This window comes from Flavobacterium lacus (assembly GCF_003268815.1).
Taxonomy (GTDB): Bacteria; Bacteroidota; Bacteroidia; order Flavobacteriales; family Flavobacteriaceae; genus Flavobacterium; species Flavobacterium lacus.
This window is the reverse complement of the sequence record NZ_QLSV01000024.1, coordinates 1-13,368: the sequence shown is the minus strand read 5'-3', so window position 1 is coordinate 13,368 and position 13,368 is coordinate 1. Positions and strand designations below refer to the sequence as shown.

2 protein-coding genes are annotated in these 13,368 nt (G+C 41.8%); both read left to right on the top strand.

Translation table 11 applies throughout. From position 1 onward, the window contains the following. Positions 1-929 precede the first annotated feature (929 nt). On the top strand, positions 930-6,272 hold the full coding sequence (locus B0I10_RS15395; protein WP_181456976.1) for a GEVED domain-containing protein: 5,343 nt from the start codon (positions 930-932) through the stop codon (positions 6,270-6,272). Positions 6,273-6,475: 203 nt separating this feature from the next. Next, positions 6,476-13,368, top strand: a 6,893-nt coding sequence (locus B0I10_RS15390) for a CUB domain-containing protein (RefSeq protein ID WP_146740387.1), incomplete at its 3' end; no start/stop codon positions are given.

The window sequence follows — 13,368 nt, the reverse complement described above, 5'->3', positions numbered from 1 at the left end:
ACAAATCATTCTCCGATATTCTTCAGAAAATAAATGTCTAGTTTGTGTTGTAAATAGTTTTTGATTTGATTTCATAAGTTACACTTTTGTGTAAATCTATTTCAGGACAAGACAGTATTTCAGTTGTGAATTTAATTGTTCCTACTGATTTTGTTGCCCCGACCCTAAAGGGAGCAAAATCAGATTGTATTTCAGAAGTGAATTTCATTGATATGTAACCTTTCATTTGTTTTGAGTACCGTTTTTTTCCACCCGCCGCGGCGGGTCGGGGAAAAGAAAAAAACAAAACAGTTTTCCCACCTGATTTTGTTGTCCCGGCCTGCCTAGGCAGTAGCAAAATCAGATTGTATTTCAGTAGGGGATTTCTATTTAATCGTAAGCGTTTATTTGTTTTGAGTATGGTTTTTTTTCCACTCTTTAGGTTGGGGAAGGAAAAAAACAAAAACCCAACTCAGCTATTTATCTCTTTTATCGGATTGTATAGCAGTATTCAATTTCCCCTCAACGAGTTTTAACGCTTTTTATCGAAAAAGTAACATTCGCTTTACATTTCTATTTATTTTTATCTTTTTGTTCAAAAATGGTAAGTGAAGTACTTCACTTTTAACAGAACAATTTCATTGTGTTGATAATTTGTCCATTTTTAATGACTATTATTCATTAAAAAATGTATTTTTGTTGCTAAGAATGTAAAAAAAAGGGACTTTAGGTAGCTGATTTTAAACGAAATACAACCGTTTTTAGTCAGAAATTTAAAACACTTTTTATTACTGATTGTAATTCGTCGATGATTTGTGATGATTGTCGATTTTTACCAAAATTAACAGAAAGAAAACAGTAGTCTGGTGTTTGAATTGATTTTACGTTTTTTTAACACGAGAATACAGAAACTAAAAAATTAAAAACTGAATTTCCAAAAATAAATGACTATGAATTCAACTTTACTTTTAAAAAATAACCAAACAAACGTATTCCAAAAAACAGCCTTCGCACTTCGCGTTTTGGTTGTTGGACTCTTGTTGTTGTTGTCCTTTAGCACCCAAGCTCAGGTGAACGCTTACGGTTACCAAGAGTTTAATGGCGTGGTAAATGGAGAAGTCTATACACCGATTACCGGAACAGATATTTTTGGGGCAACCATTTATCAGGAACGTACCTTAATTGGTTCTGAAATACCCCTGGGTTTTAATTTCAATTACAACGGTCTAAATTTTACGCAAGTAAAAGTACACTCCAATGGGTTTATCTATTTTGGAGGAACAATTGACCCTGCAATCGCACAAGGCGATCCGCTTAGTTTTACCGGTTCAGGGCGATATGATGGAGCTATTGCAGGTTATTCCAGAGCCAGTTTGGTGCATGCCAGTTTTGGTTCTACACCCATTTATCCGGGAGTGGTTTCCAGTGTTCAATATACCACATCCGGTGCAGTAGGGAGTAGAGTATTTACTGTGCAGTTTGAAAATATGACGAGGTATTTTAATTTAACAGCTCCACATTCAGGTCTTCTGAATTTTCAGATTAAACTATATGAAGGTTCAAATATTGTAGAGATTATTCATGATGTACAACCCTTGCCAACAGGAACAACAAATCTTGTTGGTCAATGCGGTTTGCGAGGTTTGAATAACACAGATTTTAGTACAAGAGCAGCAAATACAGCCGCTTATACCTCTACAACAGCCGGTCCATTAGCAACAAGTGGTTTAAATTTAAGAAATAATTCTTACACCGGTACGGTTATCCGCATGCAATGGACACCACCTTGTTATGCTCCTACAGCATTAGTGGCAGGCGGCTTAACGGGTACTACCGCCAATATTTCGTGGACAGCTCCAACCATTGCTCCGGCAGGGTATCAGTATGAAATACGCAGAAGTGGAGCCGGCGGTTCAGGACCTGTTGGTCTTGCTACGAGCGGAAGCTTAGCCGGAACGTCCACTACAGCAACCGGTTTATCGGAAGGATTTACCTACACTTTATATGTTCGCTCTACTTGTGGAGGAAGCAGCAACAGTGCTTGGATAACAGGGCCAACGTTTACGTTACCTTGTGCCGCTACGACGGTGCCTTATTTTTTAACATTTGATCCCGGTACGGATGGGTTTACCGTTCCCGGTTTACCGGTTTGTACGGTTAATGATAATGTTGGATTGGGTAATAACTGGGTGACCACCGGTGCTGATTTTGGAGCCGGTTATTTTGACGAGCATCTAACGTATGTATTTAACGCCAATACGGCCAATACATGGTTTATTACCAAGCCAGTTGCCTTAACTGCCGGGACAACGTATCGTATTCAATATTTATATGGAGGTTCTTCGGAGTTTACCTTTATCACGAACAGAATGGAAGTTCGCTACGGAACCGTAGGAACAGGAGCCGGTTTAGCCGGAGCCATTCAATTAGACAATCACCCTGAAATTAAATCCTCTCCGGAAAGCAATATTGTTCATTTCACCGCACCCACTACGGATACTTATTATTTTGGATTCAGAGCCTATTCGGCTGCCAGCAACGGTTCGATGTATTTGGATGATGTGTTTGTAGATTTTTCAAGCTGTTTGCGACCAACTGGCTTGACGGCTCCTGCTGTATTGGTGAGTTTTAACAACGCCACCATTACGTGGACGGCTCCAACGCCTTCGCCAACTGCAGGATATGCTTATTATTTTAATACCACGGGCGTAGCACCTACAAATAGTACGCCGGCATCGGGAACAGTTCCCGCCGGTACAACTTTAACCTCAATTCCTGGGTTATCACCAAATACTGCCTACTTTGTATGGGTAAGAAGTATTTGTGGGCCAGTAGAATTTGGTGAATGGTCAGCTAGCACTACTTTTACGACATTGCCAGCACCACCCGTTTATTGTATTCCTGCCGGAACTTCTGTTGATGGTCAAGGAATTACGAATGTTACCTTTGGAAGTATCAATAACACCACCGGTAATGAAGCGGCTACTAATTTTTATGGTAACTACTCAGGTTTAACTACCAATGTGGCCCAAGGGGCCACGGTTCCTGTAGCCATTACATTTAACACCGCACCCTTTGATTACAATACACATATCTGGGTGGATTGGAATAATGATGGTGATTTTTTTGATGCCGGAGAGTTAGTGTACACCGGTTTATCAGGGACTACCAATCCAAGTGTACTCAATGCTTCTTTCACGGTTCCTCTCACACAGCCTTTAGGGCCACGAAGAATGCGTATTGGAGGAACTGATTTTGGACCGTTTGCTAATCCGTGTCGAACTGATTCATGGCAATCCTATGAAGATTATACCATTAATGTAATCGTAGCACCACCGGCTTTAACACTGAGTCAAACCACAATGCCTGCTCAATGTGGCTTAACCAATTCGCCAGTGGTTACCATAACGTCAAACGTAACAGATTTTGATGTCTATACTTGGACGCCTTCTGCGGGTGTTACAGGAAATCCGGTATCGGGCTATACATTTAACACAAGTACCACAACCACCTTTATCTTAACCGCGAGTCAAACCAGTGGCAGTTTTAGTACTAATACGGTAAGTTTTACTTACACCGCCAACGAAACACCTACGCCAATTACTATTGCCACTCCAAACGGAACAGCCAGTTGTACTAATGGTCCGGCGATACAGTTAAATGCCGCCGGCGGAATTGTTTCTAATATTACTGTTTTTGGTGAAAACTTTAACTCCGGATTAGGATTGTTTACTACTACCAATGCATCAACAGGAGGCTCTAATACTGCAGCACCTGCTTGGACTGTTAGGCCGTCGGGATATAATACCGGAAATATTTGGAATACGAGTCTCGTTAGTAATGACAATACAAGTTTTGTTTTGTCTAATTCTGATGCTCAAGGCTCCGGTTCTCCTAGTGTTACACGAACAACTTTGGTCTCTCCTCCGATAGACCTAACTTCTTACACTTCGGCAACACTCAATTTCTTTCATTATTTCCGTTACATTGGGACGCTAGATTTTGCTTACGTACAAGTTACAACAAATGGGGGAGGTACATGGACAAATTTAGTTCAATATACTTCTACTCAAGGAACGCCAACCAATTTTGCTCAGGCATTTTTGAATTTGAACCCTTATGTTGGTAACACCATACAAATTCGTTTTAATTACCAATCCAACTGGGGTTGGGGATGGGCTGTTGATAACTTTAGAGTGTTAGGAAGTGCTTCCTCGGCTATTGTTTGGACGCCGGCGGCCGGTCTATATACCAATGCAGCAGCTACCGTTCCTTATGTAGCCGGAACAGGAACCAGCGTGGTGTATGCCATGCCAACTGCTGATACGGTTTATACCGCCACCGCTACTGCACCTGGACCCACATTTTGTGTGAGTACCGCAACGGTTCCTGTAGTGGTTACACCGCAAGTAGGAGGGACGCTTTCGGCCAATCAAGTGTCTTGTAATACGGCCTCTTTTACACCGATCACCTTATCGGGTCATGTAGGCAATATCATCCGTTGGGAATATGCCACTGATGCTGCTTTTACAGTGGGTGTAACGCCAATCGCCAATACCACTACCACCTTAACGCCGGCACAGTTTGGTACGTTTACAACCGTTCGCTATTTTAGAGCCGTTGTGGGTGCGGGTGTTTGTAATCCGGTTTATTCAACAGTGTCTTCTGTGTCTTACAATACCACCATACTAACGGGAACAAACACGTGGAGTGATGGTTTGCCGGATATCACGAAACGAGTAATTATTGCAGGGAATTATACTGCTTCTTCCAACTTTAGTGCGTGTTCCGTTCAAGTGTTAACCGGTGCCACTTTACTAGTTCAGTCCGGCGTTACCCTTACGGTTGAAAATGAATTTGTTGTAGACGGTCCGTCTTTGCCTAGCACGGTTGTATTTGAAAATAATGCCAGTTTAGTTCAGTTGACTAACGCTGTGAATACGGGGTCTATTCGCTATGAACGAAACACTACGCCGGTGGTTTCAAATGATTATACCTATTGGTCATCGCCGGTTCAAAATCAGACCTTAGGGACTTTTTCACCCACTACACCTGCCAATCGTTTTTATGTGTTTAATAACGCAACCTATTCCTGGCAAACTATCAGTACCGCTTCGGTTATGGAGGCGGCAAGAGGATATATCATCAGAGCTCCCGGTACATTTAGTGCTACCGTTCCCGCTGTGTTTACCGGTGGATTTTATGGTGTGCCGCATAATGGTCCTTATTCGCGAAGTATAACGGTTGCAGGTCTACAAAATAGAAATTTATTAGGAAATCCGTATCCAAGCGCGATTGATGCTGACTTATTGTATGCGGCAAACACTACTGTTTTGCAAGGGAACTTCTTTTTCTGGACACACAATACACCCATAACGGCCAATGTATATAATGCGAACGATTATGCTGCCTATAATGCTACTGGGGGAACAGGAACTGCCGCTACCACCACAGGGGTAAACACCAGTATTCCAAACGGTAACATTGCTGCCGGACAAGCATTCTTTGTACAAGGTTTGGCTTCCGGAACGGTGAATTTTGATAATACCATGCGTTTAACCGGATTAAATAATTTGTTTTTCAGAAGTGCGAATGCTCCACAAGTTAATGTAGTAGAAAAACACAGAATGTGGTTGAATATCATCAACCAACAAGGGGCTTATAAGCAAATGCTGTTAGGTTATGTGCAGGGAGCCACCAATGCGTTGGATAATGGATTTGATGCGGAAGTAACGGAAGCCGGTAATGTGGTGAGCCTGTATTCTTTAAATGCAACCAAAAAACTAACCATTCAGGGTAGAGCGTTACCGTTTGATATCAACGATGAAGTGCCCCTTGGATTTAGAACCACGATACCGGGTAACTTTGCTATTGAATTAGAAAATTTTGACGGTTTGTTTGCAGAAGGACAGACGATTTACTTAGAGGATAAATGGTTAAATATCGTGCACAATTTGAATGAAGGTAATTATAATTTTACCACGGAAGTTGGAACGTTTGACGATCGTTTTGAAGTGCAGTTTGTGGATGAAACACTCAGTTTAAATAATCCAATCGAAGCGTCTAACGCCATTGTTGTCTACAAAAATAACGCGACTATTTTTGTCAATTCGGGTAGTTTAGCCATGAAAGACGTTCGCTTATTTGATGTAAGAGGAAGACTAATTACGGAGAAAACAGGTATCAACGGCACTGAAGTAAATTTTGCTAATTTAAACGTGGCCAACCAACTTATTTTAGTGCAAATCACCACCCTCGAGGGGAGTGTTGTGACTAAGAAAGTGGCTTACTAAAAATACACTTTTTTTATTCAAAACCCTTAGATTTTCTAAGGGTTTTCTTTTTTTATTGCATTTCTTTCGCTAAAGGTGTTAAAAGTAATGCTATTGCTTTTTATCGAGTATTCCTGCTTTTTAACGATTTGTGTTGTTTTGCTTAACATCCTATTAACATTATTAGTATATTCACTAACTTATTTTAAACCAATTTTTTAATTATGATTAAATACTACAATTCGTTGAGTTGGCGTTTGGGGACGCAGCTCAAAACCCGGGAACCGGCCGCAAGTGAGCGAGGTTCAAAGTGCAAGACAAGACCATATCAGTTATGGCTGGTTCAATTATTTTTGGTACTTGGTCTATTGTTTTCGTCGGACGTGACGGCTCAGTTTACCTACTCGCAAAATTTTAACACCGATGCGGGTAGTTTTACCGGTGACTTTTTAAGGTTTACCGGAGCTACTGCATGTGGTGGTTCAGGTGGAGCCATGCGAAGAAACATTTATTCAAGTGCTCCTACAGGCCAATTAATTTCACCCTCAGTGGGAACTTCTACCGGTGGAGCTACAACGGTAACATTTAGTTACAAAATAGCGAACTGGAGTGCTAACACTATTGGAACAGGTGCCGGTTGGGGTTCTTTTAATGTGCAATATGGTTCATCGGCTTCTGGTCCTTGGACCACTGTTTTTACAGTAAATGGGTCTAATCATGTCACTTCAGGCAATTGTGCTTCTTTTACGACGCCTTCTTTTAACCCTCCGGCGGGAGCTTTATTTGTACGTTTTTCTGCCACTTTTGGTTCGTCAGGCGATTATTATTTGAATTTTGATGATATTTCTGTAACACAGTTAGCACCTCCTTCTTGTACGGGGCAGCCTAATGCCGGTGCAGTAGTAGCGAATACTACTTCGGGATGTTCCGGACAAACGTTAACATTGTCCTCATCAGGACTTTCTGTTGGTTTAGGCATTTCTTATCAGTGGCAATCTTCCCCTGATAATTCAGCGTGGTCACCTATTCCATCTGCTAACGGTACCTCTTATACAACTCCTTCCGTAGCTGGATTAACCTACTATAGGTTGGTTACAACATGCAGTGGCAGTGGACTTTCAAACGAAAGTAATGCGGTTTCTTTTAACGGAATCAGTTGTGGGTCTTTAAATATCCCTGCTTCAGGTTCAACCACTGTGAGTTGTGGTAGCAGTACATTGCTTTATGATAATGGCGGTCCAAGTGGTCAATATACCAACGGTAACACCGGTTTTGTTGTATTGGAAAATTCCGGTACGGGTGTTATTACACTGAGTGGTTCTATTGCCGGATTTGAAACCTGTTGTGATGGGTTGAGAATTTACAGCGGAATAGGAACAGGCGGAACGCTTTTGGCTACCTTAAGTGCTGCCGGAGCTATTACTCCTATTGTTTCCGCTCCTGGTCAAGCTCTAACAGTACAATTATTTTCCGATGGGTCAGTAGTTGGAGACGGTATCGCTTTACAGGCGGTTTATTCAGGAACTTGTGCGTCTTGTTCAGGTACACCGGGTTCGTTGTCGATTGCTTTTACATCTGCAACATCAGGTAATTTGTCTTGGACAGCTCCTTCACCAGCTCCGGCTGATGGCTATGAGTGGGCAGTGACAACATCTGCTATACCACCGGCTTCCGGAACGGCAACTACTGATTTAACAGCAGTAGCTACATCGTTGACATCCGGTCAAAATTATTATTTACACGTTCGCTCAAATTGTGGTGGTGGTGAATTTAGTAGTTGGAGTACTTCCTCAGCTTTTACAACACCGTTTAGCTGTGGCGACGTATTTGTAGATTCCGGAGGAGCTGGAGGAAGTTATAGTAATTCAGAGAATTTAAGTTATTTATTTGTTCCGTCGAATCCAGGAGAATCAATACAATTAACATTTACCGCTTTTGGAACAGAGGCTTGTTGTGATTTCTTAAGAGTTTATGATGGACCGACTGCTGCCTCTCCTTTGTTAGGGACTTTTGGAGGAACGACTATTCCAGGTCCGTTTATATCCTCTCATCCTTCAGGTCAATTATTTGTGGTGTTCACAAGTGATAGCTCTGTAACCGGTATAGGTTGGAGTGCAAATGTGGCTTGTTTATTACCTTGTTCAGGCACTCCCGAAGGAGGTCTAGTAAACGTTGCTTCTCAATCTGTTTGTCCTGCTTTTCCAGTAGCACCAATTACAGCTGCTGGCGCAACTAACGGATTAGGTATTACCTATCAGTGGGAAGAGTCAGTTGATAGTGGTACATCTTGGGCTAACGCTACAGGCGGTACAGGAGCTACTACAACTACTTACCAACCACCAGTTTTTGTGGGAGCAACTATTTTATACCGTTTAAAAGTAACGTGTAGTGCTAGTGGTTTAGAAGATTTTTCAGATACTTCTGAAGTAAATCAAAACCCAAATCCGGTACCATTCACAGAGGACTTCTCAGACCTTTCAACCTTAGTAGGTTGGAGTACAACTGGTTTTGGTATTGGTTCAGTTCGCGGTGCTACGGGTAATCCAGGTGATAATGCATCAATAAATTTATGGTCATCTACGCCTACTGGTCAAATCACAACGGCTAAACACGGGCCTGTTCAATCAGGTCAAGCAGTAGTTTTTGATTATCAAGCAACTGATTTCGGATTTGCACCCCCATATCCAACGACTGTAGCTAATTCAGGAACTATTCAAGTTTCAGTAAGTACAGATTGTGGTGCTACATTTACAGTGATTGACACTTTCAACAATGAAGGTATCGCAGGTTATACAACTAGAGTTGTTTCTTTGGGAGCATATGTTGGACAAGACGTTTTAGTACGTATTACAGGAACATTGATTACCGGAGATTTTGATTTATCTATTGATAATTTTGGTATCCTTGTGCCGCCACCTTCTATCGTTTCATTTGATCCTTTAGCTGTGTGTGAAGAAAGTGGTACATTAGTAACCATTACAGGTGACTTTTTTAATGATGTTTCTTCGGTTACATTAGGAGCAACACCTGTTTCATTTAACGTAGTAGATGTTAATACAATTACTTTCAACTTACCTTCAGGTGTTTCAACAGGAGCTATTTCTGTCACTACACCAGGAGGAACGGCTACGTCTTCAACTGATTTAGCGGTAAATGCAAATCCAGTTGTTAATCCTATTACAGGAGCTGATACAGCTTTATGTATGCCAAGCACTTTATTATTAGCTAGTACTTCACCAGGAGGAACATGGTCTTCATCAAACGAAGCTGTGGCAACTGTTGTGGGAGGAACCGTAACGGGTGTTATGGAAGGAAGTGTAACCATCAGTTATTCGGTAACGGATAATGGTTGTACTACTACGGTTACGTATGATGTGGATGTAAATGAGCCGGTAGTTATCAGTTCATTTACAGCAAGTCAAACGGTGGTTACCGGAAATGATGCAACATTCTCCGTTACTGCTACAGGTTCAGGACTTGCTTATCAATGGTTTGCTTTTGATGGTATTGATACCTATGAATTAGATGATTCATTAAGTTTGTTTGGTGAGTCTTACTCAGGTTCAACTACTTCTTCTTTAGTGGTAGGAAGTGTTCCTGGCGATATGAATTTATTTGAATTTTACTGTGAAGTTTCTGGTGTTGCACCATGTACTACTGAAACAACCACTCCAAATTCAATATTAAATGTTGGTGATACCGGAATCGGTTCAGATCCATCGAATGTTACACTATGTGATGGTGGTTCTACTACTTTTACTGTAGTGCGATCAGGAGATGATTTAGAAGAATCGATTACTTATGCTTGGGAATATGATGCAGACGGTACAGACGACTGGCAACCGGTTGTCGATGGTGATTTAGACGGCATGACTATTGCTGATTCTGACACTAGTGTATTATCGGTATCTACGATTACTTTAGTGCACAATGCCTACAGATTCAGAGCTGTTGTGACAGGACCTGCGAATGCAGCGACTTCAAACCCAGCTACTTTAACGGTTAACGAAGGAGTTTCTTTTTCTTCACAACCAGAAAGTGCGTTAGTTTGTAGAGTTGCTACCGCGGCTACTTTTAATGTAACAGCAGCTGGCGCTGCAACGGGAATTCAGTGGGAATCTTCACCAAACGGTGTAGACACTTGGACCAATGTAGGGACAGGTGCTTCTTTGAACGTAGCTGTTACTCCTGCTACACCTGTTGGTGTAACGTATTATAGAGCTGTAGTAAGTGGAACCACACCGTGTTTACCAGTTAACTCTGATGTGGTTACGTTAACAGTTCAACAACCAACCATTTCAGTAACGCCAAGTTCTGCCACCTATTGTTTACCTGGTGAAGCAGTGAGTTTAACCGCGTCAGGTGCAGCGACCTACACTTGGTCTCCTGCCACTGGTTTGAGTGCGACATCCGGTGCTACTGTTTTGGCTTCGCCTACCACCACTACAACCTATACGGTTACTGGTATTGATGCGAATGGATGTTCTAACACAACCAACGTTACGGTTAGTGTAAGCTCACAAATTACTGGTGATGCTACGGCTAATTTAGTCGAAGTGTGTGCGGAAGATCCGGTTCAATTAGGCATTGTTCCAACGCAAGTTTTACCTTCTTATCCAATTAATTCTGCATTATACCGATTTGAGGCTAGCAGTGGTGTGTTTACGCCCTTAGTAGGTGGAACATCAAGTGGATTGGCGGCAACATCAGATGATAATAATTCTGGGTTACTTCCAATTGGTTTCTCATTTAATTATGGTGGAACAAACTATACAAACTTTAGAGTGAACTCTAATGGATTGATGGTGTTTAATCCAACAGGGAATACAGCAGCATTTAATGATTTAGCTACCACTACTGCTACTCAACGTACTTCGCTTGCTCCTTTATGGGATGATTTGCAATGTACTTCGGGTGTAACTTACCAAGTAAGTGGTACTGCTCCAAACCGAGTGTTAACCGTACAATGGTTAAACATGGAGTGGAACTGGAATTCTACTGTAGGTATTTCTTTCCAAGTGAAATTATATGAAGGTACGAATACAATCGAGTATGTGTACAGACCGGAAGCAGGAGGTAATCCTACTGGTTCTAGTGGTGCTTCTATTGGCTTGATGGGAACTGCGGCAACGAATTTTGTTTCCTTATCTAATTCTTCTGCCGCACCGTCAGTTAGTACTACCACTGCAACAAATAATATTGGTGTTAAACCGGCTTCGGGTCAAATCTATCGATTTATCCCTACTGCTCCAGTAACGTATACGTATGCGTGGTCTTCAACGCCTGAGGGATTCACCTCTACGGCTCAGAATCCTACCGTAAATCCGTCGGAAACTACTACTTATTCAGTTGTAGTAACCTCTTCTGCGGGATGTACACTTACCTCTGATATTACTGTCAATGTGGTTAGTGGTGCTGTTATTGATGAACAACCGGTTTCTTTGGCTCAATGTGAAGGAACAGATGCTTCTTTTACTGTTGCTGCTAGCGGACCTAGTTTAGCATACCAGTGGAGAAAAGATGGTGTTGCTATTGATGGAGCTACTGCAGCTACGTTAGCATTAACCAACATTTCTGAAACGGATGACGCTTCTTATGATGTAGTAATTACCCCATTATGTGGTGATGCTGTTACCTCTGATGCCGTTTCCTTAACGGTTAATCTTCTTCCAACAGCAGGCGCATCCAATAGCGGAACAACTTGTGAGGGAGGTGAAGTAACTTTATCAGCCACATCGGATATTCCCGGTTCAACTTTTGCATGGACAGGTCCGAACGGATTTAGTTCTACGGAGCAGAATCCTGTGTTAGCGAATGTTACCACTGCCAATGCAGGTGTATATACCGTTACTGTAACTTCGCCAGCCATTTGTTCGAGTACAGCAACCACAACGGTTAGTATTACAGCAAATGGGCCATTGACAATTGCCGCTTCAGGTAGTGCAACTACCGCTTGTGTTGGAGAGTTAAAAATGTTAACGGCATCTGCTACTTCTGTCGGTTCGACTACTGTTTCTTTTGGAAGCAATTTACAATCAAACGGTACTGTAGCGGCTACTTTCCCAGCAACTATCACGGGTATACCTGCAGGAGCTATTGTAACTTCTGCTCAATTGCAGTTTACGAATGTTAATGCAATCAATGGATCTTGGAGAAGTGAAATTCGTGTTGCTCTTACCGGTGCTCATGTACTGGGAGCTACTCAAATATCAACATTAGGTTCAGGAGGTTTAATTTCACCTGACCCGACAGTAAACGTAACTGGCTTTACCGCAACTAGTGGTACTGTTAATTTAGTACTTACCGAGACCTTTAATGATGGTGGTGATGCAATAGACGCTACTTTTGGCACCGCTGTTTTAGTAATTAACTACGCATTACCGGCTCCGAGTGTAACATGGACTCCTGCAACGGATTTATATACTGATGCAGCAGGAACAGTTCCATATACAGGAGCTAGTGCTACTACAGTTTACGCTAAAGTATCAGCAACTAGTCCAACTAGTTATACTGCGTCTAGTGTGAATGTTTTAGGTTGTGAAAGAGAAGCTACTTATAGCTATGCGCTTACTACAACAGGTTGTCCATCTACAACGGTTGTTCAGCCCTCTCAATGTGGCGTAACTCTTGATGCAATCAACAGTTTTGTTTATGCAAATATTGTTTCCGGAGCACAAGGTTACCGCTTCAGAGTGACTAACATGACTACAAATGAAGTACAAACGATTGACCAATTGTTGAGAGGATTCCGTTTAACACAATTAACTTCTTTTGCGTTCAATACGACTTATATGGTAGAAGTTGCTGTGAGAAGAAACAATGTTTGGGAATCTTTTTATGGAACGGGTTGTACAGTAACCACACCGGATACTACTACACAAGTTCAGGCTTCACAGTGTAACACTACATTGAGTAATTTGAATAACTCAATTATTGCTAACATTGTACCGTTTGCAACAGGCTACCGATTCAGAATCACGAATACATTGAATCCAATTGACGTACAAACGATTGATCGTCCAATTAGAGATTTCAGAATGAGTTCGTTGTCCAACATCCAGTTCAACACGACGTATAATGTGGAAGTAGCGGTTAGAAATACAGATGGCACGTACTT

Bases quoted from the DNA above. Each gene is read 5' to 3' on its own strand.
- B0I10_RS15395 (WP_181456976.1), top strand. From the start codon at position 930: ATGAATTCAACTTTACTTTTAAAAAATAACCAAACAAACGTATTCCAA.